20 protein-coding genes are annotated in these 23,888 nt (G+C 38.6%); 9 read left to right on the forward strand and 11 right to left on the reverse strand.

The annotated features are described in order from the left end of the window. Window positions 1-44 precede the first annotated feature (44 nt). On the reverse strand, window positions 45-1,841 hold the full coding sequence (locus tag MKX65_RS04135) for a CotS family spore coat protein (RefSeq protein ID WP_340902483.1): 1,797 nt from the start codon (window positions 1,839-1,841) through the stop codon (window positions 45-47). A 347-nt stretch (window positions 1,842-2,188) separates the two neighbouring features. On the opposite strand from MKX65_RS04135, the gene MKX65_RS04140 reads away from it, so the two are divergent. From MKX65_RS04140 to MKX65_RS04150, 3 genes are all read left to right on the forward strand, one after another. After that, complete coding sequence (locus MKX65_RS04140; protein WP_340902484.1) at window positions 2,189-3,139, forward strand: ribose-phosphate diphosphokinase; 951 nt, start codon at window positions 2,189-2,191, stop codon at window positions 3,137-3,139. A 532-nt stretch (window positions 3,140-3,671) separates the two neighbouring features. After that, window positions 3,672-4,385, forward strand: a complete 714-nt coding sequence (locus MKX65_RS04145) for a hypothetical protein (RefSeq protein ID WP_340902485.1) — start codon at window positions 3,672-3,674, stop codon at window positions 4,383-4,385. Window positions 4,386-4,387: 2 nt separating this feature from the next. Beyond that, a complete protein-coding gene (locus MKX65_RS04150; protein WP_340902486.1) occupies window positions 4,388-5,137 on the forward strand; it encodes a hypothetical protein in 750 nt (249 codons plus the stop codon). 50 nt (window positions 5,138-5,187) lie between these two features. Here MKX65_RS04150 and MKX65_RS04155 read toward each other — a convergent pair whose 3' ends face one another. The 4 genes from MKX65_RS04155 to MKX65_RS04170 are packed head-to-tail and all read right to left on the reverse strand — an operon-like array spanning window position 5,188 to window position 8,571. Further along, on the reverse strand, window positions 5,188-5,790 hold the full coding sequence (locus MKX65_RS04155) for a response regulator transcription factor (protein WP_340902487.1): 603 nt from the start codon (window positions 5,788-5,790) through the stop codon (window positions 5,188-5,190). After that, window positions 5,787-6,923: a sensor histidine kinase gene (locus tag MKX65_RS04160; protein WP_340902488.1), complete on the reverse strand. Its 1,137-nt coding sequence runs from the start codon at window positions 6,921-6,923 to the stop codon at window positions 5,787-5,789. Before MKX65_RS04160 ends, MKX65_RS04155 begins: the two co-directional genes overlap by 4 nt. 6 nt (window positions 6,924-6,929) lie before the next feature. Beyond that, window positions 6,930-7,667 (reverse strand): ABC transporter permease, encoded by a 738-nt coding sequence (locus MKX65_RS04165; protein ID WP_340902490.1) that lies wholly within the window; start codon window positions 7,665-7,667, stop codon window positions 6,930-6,932. 1 nt (window position 7,668) lies between these two features. Next, window positions 7,669-8,571: an ABC transporter ATP-binding protein gene (locus MKX65_RS04170; protein WP_340902492.1), complete on the reverse strand. Its 903-nt coding sequence runs from the start codon at window positions 8,569-8,571 to the stop codon at window positions 7,669-7,671. A gap of 172 nt (window positions 8,572-8,743) precedes the next feature. On the opposite strand from MKX65_RS04170, the gene MKX65_RS04175 reads away from it, so the two are divergent. Both MKX65_RS04175 and MKX65_RS04180 read left to right on the forward strand, forming a co-directional pair. Beyond that, complete coding sequence (locus MKX65_RS04175) at window positions 8,744-9,451, forward strand: M48 family metallopeptidase (protein ID WP_340906159.1); 708 nt, start codon at window positions 8,744-8,746, stop codon at window positions 9,449-9,451. Between the two features lie 181 nt (window positions 9,452-9,632). Further along, on the forward strand, window positions 9,633-10,202 hold the full coding sequence (locus MKX65_RS04180) for a hypothetical protein (RefSeq protein WP_340902494.1): 570 nt from the start codon (window positions 9,633-9,635) through the stop codon (window positions 10,200-10,202). Window positions 10,203-10,245: 43 nt separating this feature from the next. Here the strand turns inward: MKX65_RS04180 and MKX65_RS04185 are convergent, their stop codons facing one another. The 6 genes from MKX65_RS04185 to MKX65_RS04210 form a co-directional block, all read right to left on the reverse strand. Next, a complete protein-coding gene (locus MKX65_RS04185) occupies window positions 10,246-11,832 on the reverse strand; it encodes a bifunctional metallophosphatase/5'-nucleotidase (protein WP_340902495.1) in 1,587 nt (528 codons plus the stop codon). 77 nt (window positions 11,833-11,909) lie between these two features. After that, the gene (gene gnd / locus MKX65_RS04190) at window positions 11,910-13,313 is read right to left on the reverse strand and encodes a decarboxylating NADP(+)-dependent phosphogluconate dehydrogenase (protein WP_160547315.1); all 1,404 of its coding nucleotides are present in this window, start codon (window positions 13,311-13,313) and stop codon (window positions 11,910-11,912) included. A 17-nt stretch (window positions 13,314-13,330) separates the two neighbouring features. Beyond that, window positions 13,331-14,677, reverse strand: coding sequence for a GntP family permease (locus tag MKX65_RS04195; protein ID WP_340902498.1), 1,347 nt, complete (start codon window positions 14,675-14,677; stop codon window positions 13,331-13,333). A 22-nt stretch (window positions 14,678-14,699) separates the two neighbouring features. Next, window positions 14,700-16,238, reverse strand: a complete 1,539-nt coding sequence (gntK, locus tag MKX65_RS04200) for a gluconokinase (RefSeq protein ID WP_340902500.1) — start codon at window positions 16,236-16,238, stop codon at window positions 14,700-14,702. Then, window positions 16,231-16,962 carry an FCD domain-containing protein gene (locus MKX65_RS04205; RefSeq protein ID WP_160547318.1) on the reverse strand — a complete coding sequence of 244 codons (732 nt, stop codon included), beginning with the start codon at window positions 16,960-16,962 and terminating at the stop codon, window positions 16,231-16,233. The genes gntK and MKX65_RS04205 overlap by 8 nt, the downstream gene beginning before the upstream one ends. 815 nt (window positions 16,963-17,777) lie before the next feature. Beyond that, on the reverse strand, window positions 17,778-18,686 hold the full coding sequence (locus MKX65_RS04210; protein WP_340902504.1) for a nuclease-related domain-containing protein: 909 nt from the start codon (window positions 18,684-18,686) through the stop codon (window positions 17,778-17,780). Window positions 18,687-18,894: 208 nt separating this feature from the next. On the opposite strand from MKX65_RS04210, the gene MKX65_RS04215 reads away from it, so the two are divergent. The 4 genes from MKX65_RS04215 to MKX65_RS04230 all read left to right on the forward strand — a co-directional run bounded on the left by MKX65_RS04215 (window position 18,895) and on the right by MKX65_RS04230 (window position 23,878). Continuing rightward, a complete protein-coding gene (locus tag MKX65_RS04215) occupies window positions 18,895-20,514 on the forward strand; it encodes a choice-of-anchor I family protein (protein WP_340902506.1) in 1,620 nt (539 codons plus the stop codon). A 175-nt stretch (window positions 20,515-20,689) separates the two neighbouring features. Continuing rightward, on the forward strand, window positions 20,690-21,775 hold the full coding sequence (locus MKX65_RS04220) for a sensor histidine kinase (protein WP_340902507.1): 1,086 nt from the start codon (window positions 20,690-20,692) through the stop codon (window positions 21,773-21,775). Beyond that, window positions 21,772-22,344 carry an ANTAR domain-containing response regulator gene (locus MKX65_RS04225; protein ID WP_340902508.1) on the forward strand — a complete coding sequence of 191 codons (573 nt, stop codon included), beginning with the start codon at window positions 21,772-21,774 and terminating at the stop codon, window positions 22,342-22,344. The genes MKX65_RS04220 and MKX65_RS04225 overlap by 4 nt, the downstream gene beginning before the upstream one ends. Window positions 22,345-22,441: 97 nt before the next feature. After that, complete coding sequence (locus tag MKX65_RS04230; RefSeq protein ID WP_340902509.1) at window positions 22,442-23,878, forward strand: ethanolamine ammonia-lyase reactivating factor EutA; 1,437 nt, start codon at window positions 22,442-22,444, stop codon at window positions 23,876-23,878. Window positions 23,879-23,888: the final 10 nt, after the last annotated feature.

The raw sequence follows: 23,888 nt of genomic DNA on the forward strand, positions 1-23,888 counted from the left end.
CGATTATTCAGATTCAATGTTCTCGGGTAATAGGAAAGTAGGATTTAGTTTTTTTCCTTAGATCTAAATGAACTTTCTTCATTCTTTCTTCTAATCTTTGATAAAACACTTTCATAATCGGTACTGGCTTTTTTTAATGTCGCCTTATTAGAAGAAGATTGACTTTCCTTTATTCTTTTCAAAGTTTTGGAGAAACTATCATTAATTAATGGTTGATCTAGAAAAATCTGATTTCTTATTCGGCTGAAATCAATTTTATTTTCCAAAGAGTTACTTGGTTGATTAGATATCACTGAACGTTCTTGTTTTTTTCTTATCAACCTTGATAGACTGTTTTCTTGAGGTGGTTTCAACCTTAGCAACTGGGTCTCTTTTAATAAGGATGGAACTTCAAGGTGACGGAGGGGTTGAGTTGTTTTTTCTGCCTCGGTTTTATTCAGAAGTTTTAAACGGTTTATGTCTATTAGAGATTTTTGAATTTCTAAAATAATCTCTCTAATATTATGAACTCTATGTCCAACTGTAGTTTCACTCTTCTCCTTAGACTGGGTGGCAGTTTCTTTAGAACTAGTTGACTCAGACTCATTGGTTACAGTTGAATCAGGTTTTTGTGCTTTAACCTTAGGATGCTGATCTTCGTCAATAAGAGAATTTTGCATAACATAATCTGCTAATACCACTTCTCTTGGGTTAATGTGATAGATCTCTTCAGTTTCTGTATAATCACCCGGAGCATATTTCTCTTTGTCCTTGGCTAATTCAGACAGTACTTCCCATTTATTGGATTCTGTTTGTGTAATTCGATCCAAAATAGCATCAAGCTCTGTATTCATAAAAGTAACTGGTTCAAATACCACTTCTTTTACATGTTTATAAAATTCATTTGGAAAGGCCATGTCGATCCATAACAATTCAAATGTTTCTTGATCAATTGGATTTGCTTGGTGGTATGCATCTATAACGCCACGAATCCATTCGAGGTCCCAGGTTCCCATATCATCCATGGTACTAGTAATAATCTTTCTTAAGTCGCGAATAGGTAAATCATAAGAAACACCATCTAAATCTATAACCCAAATTCCACCAGGACCTTGTTGACCATTGGACCAGCCATAATCTTGGTGAGCTAAGCCCCAATTTGCCTCTCCTTTTGCTATCATTTTTCGATAGGCCGAATCTTTGAATCTTTTAAACATATCCAGGGCTTGTAGTTCAAATTTATCAACAACAGATAATAGGTGTGGACTAGCAACAGTTTCAGGATAGGCAAGAGCAATATCACGGAACCAACCTATTTTCTGAATCATTTTTTCATAGTATTGATCCCATCTATATAATCTGGAAGATTTGGCTGCTCCTTTTGGCGGAATATATCCTTTCGTATGGCGGTGAAATTCCCCAAGACCATAGCAAAGCGGAGCAGCTCCTTCCAAATCAATTTTGGTAACCTGCTCAAGTGGGGTTACCCAATCTGTTACAATCCATGCCTTCCCTCCGGCTTCTACATATTGGCTATTATCCTTGGTTGGTATTAGTGCGGGAACTCTCGCTCCTTGTTGAACTACATAAACTTGTGCCCCAATACTAAATAAGCTTCTTGTAGGCTGACGGTGAAGTACTTTGATACTTCGAGGACCATGATTGGTCTCAATTTTCCATATAGCTCCACCCTTATCTGGCTTAGAAGTGATAAGAGTCATATCGGAGACGGTCATATCATATTTGGATATTACTTCATACGCTAGTTGCTCTAACTCAGGTGGGACATACTGTTCTAAGTCTGCTTCACTAGTGGCTGAATCAACTAGATGGTCCCACGGTTCGATTATATAATCGTGCACATTCATTTCCTCCAATCTCAAACAATAAGGATACTTTCTTATGTATATGTCACGGATGGGTAGATTGAAAGGGACATTCGTGGAGCTTGGGTTTAGGTAAGTGCAAAAATTTGTTATGTTTAACTAACTTTTGACTGTATTCCAGGGTTTTTTTTCAATTCGAAGAAAATCAAAAGATTTTGCTACAATCAACTGTAGATGGTGATATTATTAGAAGAGATAAATTGCAACGACAAAAATCTTCTTTTTTCGTCAATTTAAGAAGGAGTTTCTATTGTTAAGCGAGAAAGTAAGAAGAATCGTATGGAATTGAAACACCGAATTTAAAAAAGTATGGGGGATATAAGGTGCCTTATCAATTAAGTAATAATTTTAGGTTGTTTTCATTGAATTCAAACCGTAAGCTCGTTGAAGAGATGACGGAGATTTTAGGTTGTAAAATGGGAATTTGTTCTGTTACACAGTTTAGCGATGGAGAAATCCAAATTCATATTGAAGAAAGTGTCCGCGGCTGTGAGGTATTTGTTGTTCAATCCACTTCGTACCCTGTGAACGATAATATTTTAGAGCTTTTAATTATGATTGATGCGTTGAAAAGAGCTTCCGCGGGTGTCATTAATGTGGTAATTCCTTACTATGCTTATGGGAGACAAGATCGTAAGGCGCGTTCACGTGAGCCAATCACGGCTAAGCTAGTAGCTAATCTGTTAGAATCTGCTGGAGCAAACCGAATTCTTACCATGGATCTTCATACTCCTCAGTTACAAGGTTTCTTTGATATCCCAGTGGAACATTTAATCGGTGTACCCGTTCTTGCACAATATTTTATGGAAAAAGGGCTAGAAGATATGGTCATTGTAGCTCCACACAACGGTAGTATCGGAAGAACTAGAAAATTAGCCAATACCTTAAATGCCCCAATTGCTCTTATTGATAAAAGAAAGCCGGAAGAAGGCGGACAAGCAACATACGATGTGATCGGGAATGTAGAAGGTAAAAATGCAATCATTATTGATGACCTCATTGATACAGGAACAACTATCACGTTTGCAGCAAAAGCATTAGCTGAACACGGTGCAAAAGCCATCTATGCTGGCTGTACACACGCAGTCTTAACAGGGAACTCCATTGAAAAAATTGAACAGTCACCAATTAAAGAACTCGTTGTGACGAACACGATTGAACAACCTGAAGAAAAACAACTTGAGAAAATCACTTGCTTATCAGTTGCCCCATTGCTAGTAGAAGCAATTGACCGAATTCATAGTGAAAAAGCGGTAAGTCCATTATTTGAATAACAGAAAAACTCTATCCACTTGCAGTATTTTCAAGTACAAAAACTTAATTAGCAAACCAATTAGCAGTCCCATTCGCAACTGAATGGGACTGCAACTTTTTGCCAAAGGCTTTTGATAAATGTAATCGCTGGCAATTGGAAAAATATCTGTTGTTATTCATTGTTGACTTTTTCGCGGAGGTATAGGAATTCATAGGCGGAGAAATTCCGGTTAATGTGTATAGTAGGGGCTAAAGAAGCAGATTTAAGCGGAAATTTTCCGATTAACTTCTTTATTTATAGCTAAATCTAAAGATTAATTTCATATAAGCGGAAAAACTACGCTTAATTTTCGGGAAATGTTGCTATTTCCCAAAATTAACGGAATTCTTCCGCTTATTTTTTTTAAGTAGTTCTAATCTTATATGAGGAAATTATAAATAAGCAGAAGAATCCATCCTTTCACCAATGAATACATATATTGTAGCACCACATATGGTAAAATTGGGAAATAATAGTGTTTGTTTTGAGACGAAAAAACGGGAGGTGGATCAATGACTGTAGACTTTACTTTTAACCTAATTACCTTCATCCTAAATCTTATAGCGTGGGTAAGTATAGGATTAATCTCCTTTCGCATCTATCAAAAAAAGAAGATCAAACTAAAAGCTTGGAAAGTTATCGTCGTTTTATACATAGGACTATTTTCATTTAATATCAATTGGCCCATGTTTGATACGGTAGTAAAGATCCCTCTATTACCACTGGGTGTATGGATATTATATTTCATTCTAAAGAGGAAAGAAGGAAGATGGGAGACATACCGATCACATGCTTGGTTAGGTTTTGGGGCGAATGTTACTTTCATAGCAACGACGTTACTTGCTGTACCGTTGCAGCATGCATTCTATCCTGAAAAGGAAGCAACTACCTATCTATCAAGTATAGAAAATGCTTCTCTGCTTCAGATTCACCCTTCTGCTACAGAGCAAAAGATCAATAAAGTAGCATTAGGGAAACAACTCCCTAATATGACGGTTGAAATGGTATATAGTCAAGATTGGTATGAAGAGACCTATATGGAAATGGAATCTAACGAACGAGATGAACGATTCCCTTATCAGCTTACAGGGGTGAACGAAAAGTGGGGCAGTGGGAAAAGCCCAGTTATTTATATTGAAGGTGATGGAAAAGGATTATTAATTAAAACAAAGGAAAAGGAGTTTTATTTTAGATCAGCCGATTCGTTTCTTGAGGAGGTCCATTGATCATGAAAAAGAAGAATATGTGGCTACTCATCGCTTTCGGTGCAGTATCACTGACAACCTTTTTAGTTTATTGGTTCCTTTTTTGGCCGCCTAAACCATTTCCCTCTAATGAGCAAATCGTTCAAGAGATTAATAGGACCTATGAAGAAGCAGAAGCAAAGGTCATTCAAGATATCTTATTTGTTGACACACATCACGTGGTTGTCCCATATATTTCAGCCAATGAGGATTATGGACTATGCTACTGGAGCTGGAGGAATCATAAATGGCAAGTCTTAATGATCGATACAAAAGGTGAACCGAAAGTGTGGAAGGTAAACGGAAATGACCCTACTTCATTCGCTATTGTTTGGAATGTGCACCCGGACGATCAGCTGCAAGCGATTCAGTTTTACTTACTTAGGAATAGAAACTATGGGATGACTGATGGGGTGGAACATTATTCTCCAAGAATTCAAATGGAAAAGGAAATCTCATTAAGAGAAAAGTCTTATGGAATATTACAATTACCAAAGGATTGGGCTCTCGTTTTAAATTCAGTATTAATGGAAGATAGAGTAGGGCAATCCAGCTTGTTCTTCAATGATTTTTTTCCTTTGCAAAGTGCCTATTTTGGATGGCTCCCTTATGACCAGTGGGGAAAAGAGGCATTTCCAAAACAAACTGTAAATGGAAATACGTATGTGGTAGATGATATTGATCAGGAGCATGTGATGATATTAAATACAGTAGATTTAGAAATCCCGAAATAAAATTTAGGAAGGATCTCTCCAGCGAAAGGCCCTTCCAGAATTTAATAAAGTTAGATCCAACCTTTTGTCTTGGCAATACTTGCTGCTTCTGTGCGATTTTTAGCTTCAAGTTTTTGAATGATTTCCGATATATAGTTCCTTACAGTTCCAGAGGAAAGGTACAGCTCTGAAGTGATCTCCTTTGTGGTTTTTCCTAAGGAAGCCAATTGTAGAATTTGCTGTTCCCGTTCGGTAAGCGGATTTTCCTCACGGATTAAGTCAAAGGTAAGCTCTGGGCTGAATATCCGTTTTCCCGTCATGCACTTTCGGATGGCATCTGCTAACTCGTCAATCTCTCCATCCTTTAACAAGTATCCATGCACCCCGCTTTTAACCGCACGCTCGAAATAGCCAGGACGAGCGAATGTTGTTAAGATAATTACTTTACTGTGAGAGCCTCTCTGTGAAAGCTGTTCAGCAACATCCAATCCACTAAGTACCGGCATTTCTATATCCATCAAGCAAACATCTGGTTTTAATCTGAGGATGGAGGAGAGTGCTTCTTCTCCATTGACCGCTTGACCAATCACTTCCATATCTTTTTCTAAATCTAGAAGGGAGCCTAGTGCACTTAATAACATTTTTTGATCTTCAGCAATAAATAATCGAATCATACAATTGCTCCTCTTTGCTCTGCTTTTTTAATAATAGGGACAATAATTTTTAACATGGTTCCATGGTGGTTTTTAAGCCCGAGCCCACCATCGATCAGAGCAAGCCTTTCTTCCATGCCTCTTAACCCATTTCCAAAGAGTTTGTTTTTCTCTATGCCCATTCCATCATCGTGAATGGTAATGTCCATTTTTTCAGTAGATTGTGAGATAGATATGGTACAATGAGTTGCTTTGCTGTGTTTTACGACGTTGGTTGCAGCTTCTCGAATGCACATGCTCACAATGTTTTGTGTAACGGGTGGGATGTGAGAAAAGTCAGACGAACCATTATATTCGTACGTAATTTCAGCAGCTCTCAAAATTTGTTGAACTTGTAATAACTCCTCAGCGATCGTAATGGTTCTCATATCGGATACAAGCTCACGGACTTGCTTTAGAGCCGTCCGTGAAGTGACTTCCATTTCTTTAGCTTCCTTACGAGCACGATCGATATCTACTGCGACTAGTCTTTGAACTAGCTGACTTTTTAGAGTCAATAATGACAAGGTATGCCCAAGTGTGTCATGAAGATCCCTAGCAATACGCACCCTTTCTTCACGCTTCACTAATTCTTCAATATGCTGGTTTGCTTTTTCAAGCTTCTGTTCCAGCTCCATTCTTCGATTCATGGAGCGAATCCCAAATGGTGAAATGAACATTATGATCAGAAAAGGAACGAAATAAAGAATGTCTTTTGTAAAATGGATGTTACCTATGACAAAATGATAAACAAAAGGAGCTAATAAGACAGCAATTAGACTATAAAATGCTCGTTTAAATTTCACCTTTTCCCGGTAATACCCAATAAAGTTAGCTGGGAAGAATCCTAGAAATATATGATTTAAGTCGTAGAAACAACTAAAAATGAGAATAATCAACATTTGAACAGTTAGCCAATAAGTGAATTCCCTTTTTCCAGTTGTAAAATAGAGCTGCCGGTAGGTAATTAAAAACAGGAGTACCAATCCGAAACCAATGATTTGCTTCGTCCCAGTTTCCCCAAGTAAATAGTTAATCGGAAAAAGAACATAAATCAAAAATATGTAGGGGAAAAAGCCAAATTGCTTTGGAAAGATCCCGATTGACTTTTTCATATTTCATCACACCGCTTCTTGTTTACTTCGTATATACTTCGATAGTAACATGAACAAAGCAAGATAGGCGACCAATATCAGAAAATTTTTCCAATTGGGCATTCCGCCTTGGACAATCTCCCATGCACCACTCCCAAAATGAAAAGCGGGAAGTGATTTTCCAATTGTTTGCATCATCTCTGGCATGATCTCTAGTGGCATCCACATTCCGCCTGTAACCGCAAGAACCATGTATAACACATTGCTAATACCAGCGGCTGTTTCTACTTTTTTCATTAAACCAATTAATGTTCCAATAGCTAGGAAGGGTAAAGATCCGAATAAAATCCATATTCCGCTAGCAATCCATTCAAACGCAGAAAGGGATACGCCATTAATGATAGCACCGGAGGCAAAAATAACTGTAATGGAAAGCATATGAATGAAGGTTTGACCAACCATTTGAGCCGCAAAATATACACTTTGTGATAGTGGCGTCATGCGAATATACTTAGACCAGCCTTCTGCTCGTTCTTGAACCATTCGGATCCCGAGAGTCATAATGCTAGAACCCATGACGCTGAATACAGTCATGGACATTAAATAATGAGCGTCCCATGCCGAAGGATTTTCTGGATTCGTATTGACTACATTTGTGAAAATATAGTAAAAGATAATCGGCATGACTAAAGACCAAAAGAGAAAATACTTATTTCTCAGTATTCGTTTGATCTCCATTTTGCATTGCAACAAGAATATTTTCATTCTATATAACCTCCTTATTTGTACTGGTCAGCTGTTCAAAAGCATCTTCCAATTTTCCACGTTCGATTTGTATATCATGAGCGCCAAGCTTTTCTTGAAAGATAATCGCTAATACTTTGTCCGCGTTCGTCGAATTCACATAAATTCGACCGTTGTTTCGGGTGATTTGTTGAATTTCTGGATATTGATACAATTTTTCGAATGACATGTCAGAATCTAAGCTGAATGAAACGGTTTGGTTTGTTATCTTTGATTTAATTTCCGACGGTGTCCCATCAGCCACAATCTTTCCATCTTTAAATAGAAGAATCCGCTGTGCTGCATCATCCGCTTCCTGCAAATAGTGAGTAGAGAAAAGAATCGTCTTTCCTTGTTTGGCTAGGGCACGGATGGTTTGCCAAAACCGGTTTCTTGATGAGATATCCATACCTACAGTTGGTTCGTCAAAAATGATGAGATCGGGATTTCCGGCAAGTGCAAGGGCAAAGCTCACTCGACGCTTTTGACCTCCTGATAATTTTTCGGCCTGTGTTTTTAAATCTTGCTCAGTCAGACCGGTTAATTCAATAAGGTCCTTAAGCGAGCGAGGACTAGGGTAATAGCTTCGAATAAGTGTGAGTATTTCGTGAATCTTCAAGCCGGGCATCATACTTACTTCCTGCATCATCACACCAATTTTCTCACGTACAGTCTTGTTTTTGGGGTCCTGTCCAAGGATGTGGATGTCACCCGTTGATGGCTTTAGTAAACCTAATATTATGGATATCGTAGTTGTTTTTCCTGCTCCATTCGGTCCTAGAATGGCCACTATTTCTCCCTTATTTATTGAAAAATTGAGATGGTTAACAGCTGTCTTTTGCTGGAAAGATTTTGATACATTAGTCAAGCGAATGGCCTCGTTCATATTTGAACACCTCCTGATTTGATACATTCATTGTATAATCATGGAAAAGGTTATTTTAGTAAGTGATGTCATGAAAATCAGATGACAAATGTCATTTTTGCAAAGGTTCTTGAGCCTTATAGGAAATCATTTTAAAATGAAGGATATAAATGACGCAGATAAAGGTGAAGATATGATACACAACTATGCAGGTGAAACGATCAGTTACAATATAAATGTTAAAAAACGCAAATCAATTGGAATTTCTATTGATGCTTATGGAAATATTGAGGTCCAGGCTCCAAAAGGAACACCCAATGATTATGTGCTTCAATTTATCGAAGAAAAATGGGACTGGATTCAAGAGAAGTCTAAGGAAATGAAGGATAGAGCGCTTGGACCGCAGGAAAAGGTGTATGACCATGGTGAAAGTTTTCTTTATTTAGGGAACACCTACCCCATCCAAATCTTTCACGACGTCAGTCTTACGCAGAATCATGTGAAGTTCGAAAATCATAAATTGCATATCTATGTAAAAGAGTTAGAGGAAGAAATAATCAGACAGGCATTAAAGCGTTTCTACTATCAGCAATGTAAGACAATAGTAGAGAAGAGCATCAAGTCTTATCAAAGCAACTTTAAAATAAAGCCCAAGGGGGTCCGCATTAATGACAGCAATCGAACGTGGGGAACTTGTGATTCTAATCAGCAGTTAACTTTTAACTGGAAGCTTTCGATGGCACCACAAAAGGTAATCGATTATGTAGTTGTGCACGAAATGTGCCATATGTTGCATTTAAATCATGATCGTTCTTTTTGGAGACTAGTTGGGAAAATGATGCCTGATTATAAGGAACAAGAAAATTGGCTAGCTTTTTCGAGTTGGAAAATGACTGTGTAATAAGGTGAGAGTCTTCTTTTATGAAGGCTCTTTTCTTTTGTCATGAATATGGCGTGTTGTCCGCTTTATTATCAGGAAAAAAATAGAAGATTATGACACCATAATCGATTTAGAATCGTAGTATAGGTGAATTGTTCGTATCAGCATATAGAAGTTCCTTATCGAAATGGGGGAGGCACAAATGAATGCTAAAGAAATAAGTAATATGAGGTTAAAGCAGTTACTTGTGAGCAATATTCTTATATTTTCAAGTGTAATATTATTTTTCACTGTAGTTAAGATCGCTTCCATATCAGTCTCTCAATTTACCTTCGTTGTGGGCATAATTTTGGCACTTCAAGGAATTGTTGGGCTTGTAAGAGGTGACACAACCAAGTCAGTGATCCCCATTTTTGAAAAGGTAGCCGTTTATGAAAAGGGGAAAATGGGAAGTGAATGGTACAAAGAAAGGAAAACCAATTTTATTTGGAATATCATTCTAGGTGGCTTTATGTTTATGCAATCCTACTGGAACCGTCGTATGCCGGAGCAATCCTTTGAATGGGAGATCGCCTTTTTAATTACCGTTCTATTTATCATTCTATTAGTGATTAATATCGCTTCTATCATTCGTTTTCGTAAAATTGACACCTCCATAAATAGTACGGAATTTAAAGGTTATACGCGAAAATCAAACGCAATAGGAGTGGCAATAGGTATTATTCTCGCTATAATCCTTGGTGTAATCACCTTATCTTTTGTTTTTCTATAAGATAGCTAAGCGGCAAAGAAGGAATCCTTGCCGTTTAGCATCTTTACGTTTGGATGACCTTCCAATTATGATTGACGGTAGCTTTTACTATTCCATTCTTGGAAAAATAATTAGCAAGCAGTTCAGTCATGTCGGTTTGAATTTCCCTGATGACTTTCTTTCCTTTATACATAGAATAGTTTCCTCCACCGGTGGCTCGATAATTATTCATGACCACGTGATACCTTTGCTTCAGGTTCAAAGCTTCCCCATTCTTCATAAGAGAAACAATCCGTTCACCAACTGGTTTTCCCACGTCGATTGTGTATTGAATACCTTCCCACATATCGTAATTATAATGCTGTGGCTTTGGGTCAATGAAATGGGGATTCACGGCTATTTCTCCCTGATCGTTCACAATAAAATAAGTGGCGCTTTTTTCTAATCCGTCCTTTATATCCTGACCTGATAGCTCTATGACCATCAACGTATTTGGATAGATATAATTTGAAACAATATCTCTCATCGTTACGTTTGTTGGAAGGCCCATGACATGATTACTGAACAGAGCCGTGTTTGAGATATCAACGTTACTTGCTTCCATCTGTACATGGTTGATAAATTCTACGAAAGGATGTTCTTTTATACGAGCAAGAAAGGGATCTTTTATGATCATATCTCCTTGAATATGTCCGATGGGTTGATCGAGCCATGCTTGCGTTTTCTCTTCGTAAGGTAGAATCAATCGCAATATCTCCTCATCTTCTTTCCATTCCTTAACCGGAACAAGAGAGGCTTTTTTAGAAAGACACTTCCATTTATGATTTTGATCCATGGTAAACTCTATATCAACCTGCCCCATATAAGCTCCAAAGTTTCCAGGTTGAACGATGGTTACACCGTTTAGCTCATCGGCCAACAAGCGGTGTTGATGTCCCGTTAATAACACATCCATACCTTCTACTTCATGGCATAGTTGATAGGCTTGGTTTTCACCTGTGATTGCTTCGGTTGGTTCTCCCGTTTTTAGGTTTCTTTCAAAGCCGCCATGATAGGAAACAACGAAAAGATCAGGTTGTTCGTTTTCCTTAATGTGAGGAATCCACTTTTTAGCGCTTACCACAGCATCCTCAAATTCTAATCCTTCTATATTTTCTGCTTTTTCCCAGTTTGGGATATAAGGGGTGGTTAAACCTAAAATGGCCACCTTTATGCCTTCTGGGAGTATTTTTATGGTGTAGGGTTTTCCAAAAAAGGGTTCTTTTGTTTGATTGTTAAGTATATTGGCAGATAAAATGGGAAATTGAGCTTCAGAGACGCTTTGTTTTAAAGTAGACAGGCCATAGTTGAACTCGTGGTTTCCAATGATAGCTGCATCATAATGTAGTTGGTTAAAAGTTAGAATCACGGGATTGGGTAGATGACTTTGCTTTTTTACATAGTGATAGGTTAATGGTGTACCTTGAATGCTATCACCATTATCAATGAGAAGGAGGTTTTCTTCCGTTCTACGGAGGTGTCGGATATAGGAAGCGATTTTGGCTAAACCAATGGATTCGTATGTATTGGTTCCATATAAAATAGGGAAGATCTGTCCGTGGGTATCACTAGTTTCTACTATCGTAAGTTTTGCGTATTTATTCTGATTCATGACGCTCGCCCCTTTCCCTTTCATGGTGTCATTATACAGAAAAAGGTGCTTGACCACAAAGGTCAGCACCAATTAGATTATTGCCAGTCTGTATGAAAAATTCCCTCCCGATCATTTCGCTCATACGTATGTGCTCCAAAATAATCACGTTGGGCTTGTAAGAGATTCGCATGTGAACGACCGGTTCGATAGCTATCATAGTAGGTGAGGGAAGCACTTAAACAAGGGAAGGAGATTCCTGATTGAATACCCTCACAAACGATATTTCTTAATCCTTGTTGGTATTTCTTTACTTTCTCAGCAAAGAAAGGAGCAACAAGCAAGTTAGAAAGATGATGATTTTCTTTATAAGCTTCACTAATGACGTTCAGGAACTCGGCTCGAATGATACAGCCACCCCGGAAAATAAGTGCAATATCTTCTAATGGAAGATTCCAATCATACAGCTCTGAAGTCGCTTTATACTGGTTGAAGCCTTGAGCATATGCACAAATCTTCCCCATATATAAGGCTTGACGGACATATTCAATATAGATATCCTTGTTCCGTTTCAAGTGAAGAGTGGATGGACCTTCTAACATTTCTTCGGCAGCCACTCGTTCTTCTTTTAAAGAAGAGACATAACGAGCAAACAGGGATTCCGTAATGATAGAGGTAGCAATGCCATTGTCAATCGCTTGAATACTCGTCCATTTACCTGTTCCTTTTTGACCGACCTTATCTAGAATCACATCAATCAGTGGGAGTCCTGTTAAATCATCTCTTTTTCTTAAAATCTCAGTGGTGATTTCGATTAAGTAACTCTTCAATTCTCCTTGATTCCAAGTTTCAAAGATATCAGCAATTTCATCCACAGATAAAAGCAGGATATCTCTTAAAAATGAATACGCTTCGGTAATAAGTTGCATATCGGCATACTCAATTCCATTATGGACCATTTTTACAAAATGACCAGAACCCTTTGGTCCAATATATACACAGCAAGGAGTTCCATCTACCTGTGCAGCAATCTTTGTCAGAATTGGTGCGACCTTATCGTACACTTCCTGGTCTCCACCTGGCATGATGGAGGGGCCTGTTAATGCCCCAACTTCTCCACCAGAAATTCCAATTCCTAGGTATCCAATACCTCTAGTTTTTAGGTCCTGATATCTGCGTTCGGTATCTTCGTAGTGGGAGTTTCCACCATCCATGATAACATCGCCTGCTTCAAGATAAGGAAGCAAGGCTTGAATCACAGAATCAATCGGAGCACCCGCAGTGACCATAAGAAAGATTTTTCTAGGCGTTTCTAACGATTGAACAAAATTTTCAATTTCATAGAAAGGGTGGATAGACTGACCATCTAGTTTTTGAACAAGCTGATCAGTTAAGTCCCTTGTATAATTGTAGACGCTTACTTTCTCACCGTTATTTGCCATGTTTAAGGCGATATTGCTTCCCATGACTCCTAATCCAATGACACCAATGGTATTGTACATCTAACTTTCGACTCCTTTTAAACAAACAAGCTTAGTAATAAAATAAATCCTAATCCAGCTACAGAAATAATCGTTTCTAGCAATGTCCATGTAGCAAATGTTTCTTTCATACTTAAACCAAAATACTCTTTAAACATCCAGAAGCCCGCATCGTTTACGTGAGAAGCAATTAAGCTACCAGCACCAGTTGCTAGTACGACTAATGCAAGGTTTACATCCGTTTGACCAAGCATTGGAATGACTAATCCAGCTGTTGTTAGTGCGGCTACAGTAGCAGATCCTAATGAGATACGTAGAATCGCTGCGATGATCCATGCTAGTAAAATCGGTGATAAAGAAGTTCCCTTGAACAATTCAGCTACATAGTCACCTACGCCACCGTTGATTAATACTTGCTTGAAGGCACCGCCTCCACCAATGATTAATAGCATCATTCCAATGTGTGAGATAGCAGTTGTACAAGAATCCATCACGTTTTTGATTGGGATTTTTCTAGCTAATCCCATGGTATACACGGCAAATAATAAGGAAATTAACATCGAAGTACCTGCATTACCGATAAAGCGGATCATTGCTAGGAAACTATTATCCTCAAAGCCCATTGTTTTTTGAAGCAAAGTGATAATTGTAGCAATTGACATTAAAATTACTGGAAGTAAAGCGGTAAATACACTAATACCAAAACCAGGTGTGTCCTCAAGCTTAAATGTTTTTTGTTCTCCTAATGAAGCAATATTACCTGTTTTTGTAAATGAGGCTGGAACTAACTTCTTTGCAATCTTAGTGAATACTGGTCCAGCTAAGATAACGGTTGGAATAGCAATAATGAAACCATAAAGTAACACTTCACCAATATTTGCCCCATACTCACCAGCAATAACGGTTGGTCCTGGATGTGGAGGTAAGAACCCGTGTGTTACTGATAAAGCAGCTGTCATTGGAATACCAAGATACAGAATAGAGATCTTTAATTGTCTTGAAATCGCAAATACAATCGGAATTAATAAAACTAATCCTACTTCAAAGAATAAAGCGACACCGATAATGAATGAAGCGGCTACAACAGCCCATTGAATATTTTTCTCACCAAATTTGTTTACTAGGGTCATCGCAATTCGTTGTGCGCCACCAGAGTCTGCAATCAATTTACCTAACATCGCACCGAGTCCAAAGATTAATGCTAAGTGACCGAGCGTACCACCTAAACCTGCCTCAATGGTCGTAACGATTTCATCTAATGGCATACCAAGTGCTAAAGCAACCCCGAATGAAACGATGATTAATGAAATAAATGTGTTTAATTTTAACCCCATGATCAAAATAAGTAATGCAATAATTCCTACTCCGACGATAACTAATGGCATCGTAGTTTCCCCCTAAAATAATTTATTTTTGTATTAAGCCTCTTTGATAATTGGCAATTTGTTTATATTCATTTTCCAGCACTCTTGATAAGTTAATGAAAATCGGCAATAGCTGTCTATATTCTTTTACCGCCTCTTCATTCGGTGTGTGTTTGTAAGTGCTGCCAATCATTTCAGAAGCAATTTCAAATGACTCAATTTTTCCTGTTGCAAGTAAGCCTAAAATACAGGCTCCTAAGCATGAACTTTCATAGCTTTCTGGAACGACTAATTCAGATTCGAAAATATCAGACATCATTTGACGCCATACATTTGATCTAGCAAATCCTCCCGTTGCTTGAATACGAGTAACAGGACCCTCCATACATTCCATTAGAGCTAGAAAAACCGTGTATAAGTTGTAGATGACGCCCTCTAGAGCTGCACGAATCATATGCTCCTTTTTATGTGAGAGTGTTAAGCCAAAGAAGGATCCACGAACATCTGGATTCCAAAGTGGTGCCCGCTCACCTGCTAGGTAAGGATGGAAAAGCAAGCCGTCAGCACCTGGTCTGACGCGTTCCGCAATCTTCGTTAATACTTCGTATGGATCAATTCCTAGTCTTTTGGCTGTTTCAATTTCTGAAGAAGCAAATTCATCACGAATCCAGCGAAGAATCATTCCACCATTATTTACTGGCCCACCAATAACCCAGTGATTTTCTGTTAGTGCGTAGCAGAAAATTCGTCCTTTTTCGTCGGTCTGTGGCTTCTCAATAATCGTTCGAATGGCACCACTTGTACCAATCGTGACAGCGATTTCACCTTTGCGAATGGCATTCACTCCAAGATTGGAAAGTACCCCATCACTGGCCCCTATGACAAAAGGAGTTTTGGTATCTAGCCCCATTTGCTTTGCAAAGTCAGGATGAATGTCGCTGAAAACTTGTGTGGTTGGGACCAATTGTGACAGTTGATCTCTCGTTACACCTGCAATCGATAAAGCCTCCTCATCCCAATCCAGGGTCTGAAGATTCATCATGCCCATGGCAGAGGCGAGGGAATAATCAACCACATACTGGTCAAATAGCTTTTTGAAAACATATTCTTTTATCCCGATGTATTTCTTTGCTTTTGTAGCAATTTCAGCGCGATCATTCGTGATCCAAGCCATTTTACTTAATGGTGACATCGGATGAAGAGGTGTTCCTGTGCGTTTATACACTTCATGACCATTCAGTTCGGTTTTAATCTTATGCGTCCATGCTTCACTTCGATTATCCGCCCATGTGATACATGCCGTAAGAGGCTGGTCATTTGAATCGATAGCAATCACGCTATGCATCGCACTGCTGAATGAAACAAACGATATATTTTTTTGTGGGTTTTTCTTTGTGATGTTTGAAATGGCTTTCAAAACTGCTTGGAAAATTTCTTCTGGATCTTGTTCTGCTGTTGAAATATTGGGTGTGTAGAGAGGGTAGCCAAAATTCTCTGTTTGAATTACTTCACCTTTTTCAGTAAAAAGAACAGCTTTCGTACTGGTTGTTCCTATGTCTACACCTAACATATAGCTAGTCATTTTCCTTCTCTACTCCTTTAGAAAGCATTTGTTGTGACATCCAGAGATCATCTACTTTTCCTTGAACATCATCAAAATTTTGATGTAACGATTGAACCATGAGGGTTCTTTCCTTCGTTTGAATGGCTTCAATATATAATTCATGGTTTTTTATAATTCGATCAAAGTCTTCGTATTTTTCCTGGAAACGCGCTCTCATCGATAAAAGAATGAGGCTTTCCATGACGGGTCTTAAATTGTTCCATATCATTAGCATGTACGAATGGTTGATGGAACGAATAATGGTTTCATGGAATAGGAGATCCTGATAAGAGAACTCATCTGCATCTTGATACTTAATCGCGACTTTCATCATTTCGAGGATCTTGCTAAGTTCCTTTACTAATTCAGTCACATCCATTTTTACTAATCGTTCAAACACGAACGTTTCAATAAGTAAACGAACATCATATATTTCTTCGATTTCTTTTTCAGTTAATCCAATGACAACAGCACCCATTCGTTCTAGTCGGATGATGTTTTCTGATGCAAGTACTTTTAATGCTTCACGAACAGGTGAACGACTCACAGCAAAATCTGCAGCTAATTTATTTTCGGAAATAATGGCACCGCTTTCAATCAAACCAGAAATAATTCGCATTCTAAGCTCGCATGTCACGCGATCGCCAGCTGAAGCCTTGGAGAGCCATTTTGATGGATATAAAAATTTGTTAGATGTGGTCATTTCTACACCTTCCTGTTAATCAAGTATACTTGTATACAAGTATAATAAACTCTATCATTTAATTTTGCAAGCGCTTTTACAAAAAGAATAACTGGAATAAATATCAACTTAGGTGGTTATACCTTGGGGACAGGGAAAACAAAGATTTATTTTTAGGATCAAGAGAATATGAGATTGCCAGGTAGGAGGTCTGAACTGAAAGGGTGTCTGAATGAGGAGGTGATTCGGACAAGAACAGGTGATAGAAGGAGAACAGAGTCCGAATGAAGAGGTGATTTGGACAAGAACAGGTAATAGAAGATGAACAGAGTCCGAATGAGGAGGTGATTCGGACGAGAACAGGTGATAGAAGTAGAGCAGAGTCCGAATGAAGGGCTCATTCGGACAGGAACAGGTGATAGAAGTAGAGCACAGTCTGAATGAAGAGTTGATTTGGACAGGAACAGGTGATAGAAGTAGAGCACAGTCCGAATGAAGAGTTGATTCGGACAGGAACAGGTGATAGAACCAGAGCACAGTCCGAATGAAGAGTTGATTCGGACAGGAACAGGTGATAGAAGGAGAGGAGAGTCCGAATGAGAAGTTGATACGGCCAGGAACAGGTAATTGAAGGAGAGCAGAGTCCGAATGAGGAGTTGATACGGCCAGGAACAGGTAATAGAAGGAGAGGAGAGTCCGAATGAGAAGTTGATACGGACAGGAACAGGTAATTGAGGGAAAACAGAGTCCGAAAGAAGGGCTCATTCGGACAGGAACAGTCAGCAGGGCAGAACTGTGTCCGAATAAGCCTAGATTTAGGACTCAATATTGATTTTTCATAGATAATAAGTATCTTTAGTTTTTCCACAAGAGCTATAATTCTTTATTAATATCCTTGAAATGGTTTTCTTACTTAAATCAACTTTGCACCAATCATAAATGGCTTGAGTCGTAATTTTTTGTTCAGGAAATAGAAGTTTATATTCTTGCACGTTCCTTAAAACACCTAGATTAATTTTTTCTAGTTCTCCACACTTTTCACATACATAATCTTGGTGTTTGACGGATAAGAAAAAAGAGAAACAAGTTTTACAATATATTCCTTTTTGTAATTGATTGTAGTCATATTTTGGTAAAGTGGTGAATGGGTTTTTCGGTTGATGAAGTGAGAGTAATTTTTGAGCCAGATGCTTATGTCCATCATTTAACTTTGATGGAGTTCGATTTAAATCTTTTAAAAAGCGATCAACTTGAGTGGGTAAAATAAGAGGCTGATCCATTGGGGCTTGATACAAGGTGAACTCAGGGTTAATAAAGATCACAGAGGATTCAATAAGGTAGTTTAGTTTGAGGAATTGAAGCAATTGGCGGAAGAGAGTAGAACTTCTTTTTAACTGAATTACAGGATTTTTATATTCCCGTTTAGAAGTTACTGAGTAAAGCTTGTCCGATTCTAGGTAATAATCGCCTTGAAAATTTTTTATATCCAACAGGTAAATAGATGCCTGGGTAATAATAACTGAGTCAATTTGAAAATAGGAGTTATTGATTTCAAGCAGCAGGTCACTTAATACATACCTTTCTTCTTGGAGATTTTTTATTAGTTGGTCAAATTTCATCTCTCCCGCAAATCCCTTTTCAAGAATAGAATAATGAAACTTTGCCTTCTCTGTTAACTCCATACGTGTGTTTAATGATCGTAAAGTAAGTAACTCATCTGATTCGGTTCGACATTTCAGAAACATAATCAACTTCCTTTCTTCATTTCTAATCCTATTCTATAAAAAATTTTAAATCCTCCCTTTAATAGATTTGAACATTTACAGAACATTAACCAAATTTTTACCCCAACCCGGTTTTTGTTGGTGCTTAGATTTGCGACAATTATGAATGCGAATTTATCCTACATAAGTGATTCAACCAAAACAAATCCTATATTTGGGAGGTAAGTATATGTTAAAGTCAAAAGCAATTCTTGGGTTGGCAATGGTAGGTGGGGTATTAGTAGGAACACTACAGTTAAGTGGTACACCTGTGCTGGCAAAAAATGAGACACCAATACTTCACACAGAAAGTATCAACGGGAAGCTGAGCTATATCGGAAACTACCAGACCGGAATGAGCAACAAAGATGGTGGAATTGCCGAAATCGTAAAATACAACAAAGACAATCAAAAAATGTATCTCGTAAACGGTGCAGCACAATCAGTAGATATCGTTAGCATAGCGAATATGACATCCAACAATAAAACAGAATTCAAGATCGATACTCGCCTTGATATTGCTGCGATGGGACAGGCACATGGATTTACGAGCGGTGATATAACTAGTATTGATATCAATACAAGCGAAAAAATAATCGCGATCGCTGTACAAGGGGTGACGTACCAGGATAATGGAAGTATTGTCATATTGAATTATGACGGAAAGTACATAAAACATTTCGAAGCGGGCGTACAGCCAGACATGGTTACTTTTTCTCATGACTTTAAATACTTATTGTCTGCCAATGAAGGGGAGCCGCGGGAAGGGTACTCGGCAGCAGGAGTAATGGATCCAAAAGGTTCCATTACCATTATTGATATAAAAAAGGGTGTAAACAAAGCAACAGCTCAAACAATTGGTTTTGACAAGTTTGACTCCCAAGAGGCAAGAGCTACGCTTGTGGAAAATGGGGTATTATTGAAGCCTGATGCGGCCCCTTCTGTTGACTTAGAGCCTGAGTACATATCTGTTTCTGATAACAGTCGTTACGCATATGTATCTCTTCAGGAAGCTAATTCGGTAGCGACCATCGATTTAAAAACTCAAGAGATTATAAGTGTGAAAGGGCTTGGGTTTAAGGATCATAATGTAGAAGAAAACGCTCTTGATGCATTAAAGGATGGCCAAGTTAACCTCACCACCCAAAATTTATATGGCACCTACATGCCTGATGGAATTGACTCGCAAAAAATCGGTGGCAAGCGGTATCTCTTTACGGCAAACGAAGGCGATGGAAGAGAATGGGGGGAGTATGAGGATACAGGGTCTTATACATTCCCTGGCACCTCTTTTAAAATCGATACCATATTGAATACGGAAAGAGACGGACTTGAGGCTGATAAAACGTATATTTATGGTAGCCGTTCTTTTTCCATTTGGGATGCAGACACGATGGAGCAAGTCTATGATAGTGGAAGTGATTTTGAAAGAATAACAGGTGAGCTTTATCCTGAAGCCTTTAATTCGTCCAATAATAAAACAGAACTAGATTCTCGTAGTGGCAAAAAAGGGCCAGAGCCAGAAGATATAAAAGTGATGAAGGTAAATGGCAAAACATTCGCCTTTATCGGATTAGAAAGAACGGGCGGCATCATGATGTATGATGTCACAAATGTGCAAAAGGTAAAGTTTCATGACTATGTGAACTTAAGAGATTTCTCAGGTACAGATGTATCATCAAGTGGTGATCTCGCACCAGAAGGGCTCTGCTTGGTAGAAGCAAAGAATAGCCCAACTGGGAAGCCATTAATGCTCGTGGCGAACGAAGTATCTGGTAATGTAAGGGTTTTTGAAATCAATGGAAGATAAGTTTACTAAAAACAGAGACCTTCTTGTAAGGTTTCTGTTTTATTTTGTAAGAATAATGAAACTTATCAGAATAATATCTGTTAGATTTTCTTACAGAATTGTTGGTCGTCTGAGAAAAGGGTGATATTGTTGTTTCTATAGAAAATGACCATATAAAGAGAGGATTACAATTGACATGGTAATGAGTCTCACCTTAGATCAGGTAACAAATCTAACGTATGAACATCTTGCGATAATCAAAAACATGTCTACTAATCTTCAAGTAATAGCTGATATTTCTCAAGCAGATGTATTTATCGACTGTTTATTACCCGGGGGTAAAGAAGCCATTGTGGTGGCTGAAGCCAATCCGAATACTGCAACTTCATTATATAAGAAAAGCGTGGTTGGACAGGTGGCAGTAGAAGAAGCGGAACCAGGAGTCCTATTTAGTTTGAAAAATGGGAAACCGGTCATTGGTTCAAGGGGAATATCTCAGGAAAACATCGTCATGCAGCAGGATATTGTCCCTATTATAGATAGTGATGGAATGACGATAGCTGTTTTAATAAAAGAGCGGGACATTTCAGAAATCATACGAAATGAACGAAAAGTAAAGTCCTTAATGGAAACAACTAACAGTCAAGAAAAGGAAAGATTGGTGCAGTCTCTTGTCGTGCAAGAAATTCACCATCGTGTAAAAAATAACTTACAGGTTATCTCAAGTCTACTACGACTACAAATGAGAAGATCTCCTTCACAAGAGGTAAGGGAAGTTTTTGAAGATAGTCTTTCGCGAATTGCAAGTATGGCGCTTGTTCACAATTATTTAGCAAAGGATGGCTTAGATGAAGTAGATGTCAAATTTGTAATGGGGCAAATTGCGACACTACTAGTCTCTTCATCATCTATTCCAGGACAGGATATTCAAGTTTCTGTTCAGGGAGAAACATTATTTTTACCATCAGACAAGGCTACGTCTCTTGCGCTTGTTGTTAATGAATTGATCCAGAATGGGTTAAAACATGCTTTCCATTCTCGTGAAAATGGAAAAATAGACATTTCCATTAATAGTAGAAAGCAAATGGTCTATATCATTGTATCTGATGATGGTTCGGGGATGGCAGAACAGTCCGATGATCAACCTTCATCCTCCTTGGGATTACAGTTGGTAAGAATGCTAGTTGAAGAGGAGTTAGAGGGAGTGATATCTTTCTTTCCTTCAACTCGAGGGACAAAAGTGTCGATTATGTTTCCAATCATAGATAGGGTGATAAAATGATTCAAGAAAAAATACTTGTAGTTGATGATGAACCCATTACGAGGATCGATATTAAAGAAATTCTTCAATGCAAAGGGTACGTGGTGGTTGGAGAAGCAAAAAATGGGGAAGAGGCGGTAGAGAAAGCATATGCTTTGGAACCAGACCTCATAATAATGGATGTGAAAATGCCGAAAATGGATGGAATCAAGGCTTCGTCTATTATAAAAGGATTCTCAAATACCTCCATTCTTCTTCTCACAGCCTTTAGTCATGATGAGCTTATTGATCAGGCGAAAGAGGTTGGCATAAATGCCTATATCGTCAAACCAATCACAGAAAAAGACCTTATCCCTGCTGTTGAAATTGCTCTGTTTCAGCGACAACAAAGCCTTCGCTTACATAACAAGATCGGGAAATTAGAGCAACAAATGAAGGATCGAAAACTGATTGAAAAGGCGAAAGGTAGTTTAATGGCACAATTAGAATGTACCGAGGAGCAAGCTTATCGCCATATGCAAAAAGAGAGCATGGAAAAACATATTCCGTTAGCTAAATTAGCTGAGAGCATGCTAGAGAAAAGTAAATAAACATCCAAAGCAACGGCGCTTTGAATTAATTTCACCATCTTTTTATTGGAGGGGAATTGATTTAAGGCGCTTTTTATTTTTCAGGGGGGTGGAGAAGTTGGGAAATTGGATCACAAGTATCGGACTAGATATTGGAACCAGCACCACAAAATTTATTGTAAGTCATCTATCAATTGCGGAACAAGGTAGTCCTTTTCATTTGCCAACCTCTCAAATTATTGACCGTACAGTTGTGTATGAAAGTTCCATCTACACAACCCCCTTAACATCCAATCAAGATATTGATATGCCAAGTTTGGCGACCATTCTTTCAAAGGAATATGAGCAATCTGGTATTCATTTTAAGGATGTTAAAGCGGGGGCCGTCATTATTACAGGTGAAACCGCGAGAAAAGAAAATGCGGAAAAAATTATTAACTATTTAGCTGACCGAGCGGGGGATTTTGTCGTTGCCACAGCAGGGGCAGACCTAGAAGGCATATTAGCTGGAAAGGGTTCTGGTGCAAAGGAGCGTTCAGAAGAAATTGAAGGAATTGTTGCCAATGTGGATATAGGGGGAGGAACGGCCAATGTTGTTCTGTTTGAAGCTGGTCGAACACTTCAAACCTTCACCTTTCATCTAGGCGGAAGACTAATCCGAATCAATGACCAAGAGGAAGTCGAGTACATTTCGGAATACCTAAGGCCCTGGCTGGAAGCGAACCACTTTTCCACTCAAACAGGTGGAGGCATTACATTTAATGAGCTGAAGAATATTTGTACACGTATGAATCAAAGCTTGATTTCCTTTCTCTCTGGTGAGCCAAAATATCATGCAGGTTTGTTGCTTCTTGAACCAATGAATCAACCACTCCCGCCAATAAATGAGGTGATTTTTTCCGGTGGGGTTGGACATATGATGGCTGAGAAAGAGCCCGTTCAGATGAGTGAGGTGACAACGTTTGGTGATATCGGTCCGTTACTTGCTTCCACACTATGGAAGGAAAGCAAGGTGTCGGGATTAAACATAACTGAGGCGAAGGAAACGACAAGAGCAACTGTCATTGGAGCAGGTATGCAAAATACGGAATTAAGTGGGGCGACGATCTATGTTCATGAAGACCTGTTACCCCTTAAAAATCTTCCAATCGTACGAGTCATGGTAGACACACTAGACTTCAATACCGTAGCTTTTTCCAACCAGCTAGATGATGTAATGAAACAAGCGAGAAAGCTTTATGAAGTGCAGGATCCACCATTAGCTCTAGGTTTATTAGGAAGAGAGTACTGCTCTTATCAAACGATGAAGTCTATGACCAATACCATTTATCAACTCTACCATCACCATTTCCCGAATGCTACTTGCCTTGTCGTCATTTGTGAAAGGGATATAGGAAAGGCGCTCGGTCAATCGTTAAAGAAGACGAGTCATGAAGGAATGCAAATTATTTGTATCGATCAGGTAGATTTTCTACACGGAGATTATATTGATTTGGGATTACGCATAGCGGGGGAAGCGATCTCTCTATCAGTGAAAACTCTAGCTTTTGGATAACGAGGAGGAA

This window comes from Robertmurraya sp. FSL R5-0851 (assembly GCF_038002965.1).
GTDB lineage: Bacteria > Bacillota > Bacilli > Bacillales > Cytobacillaceae > Robertmurraya_A > Robertmurraya_A beringensis.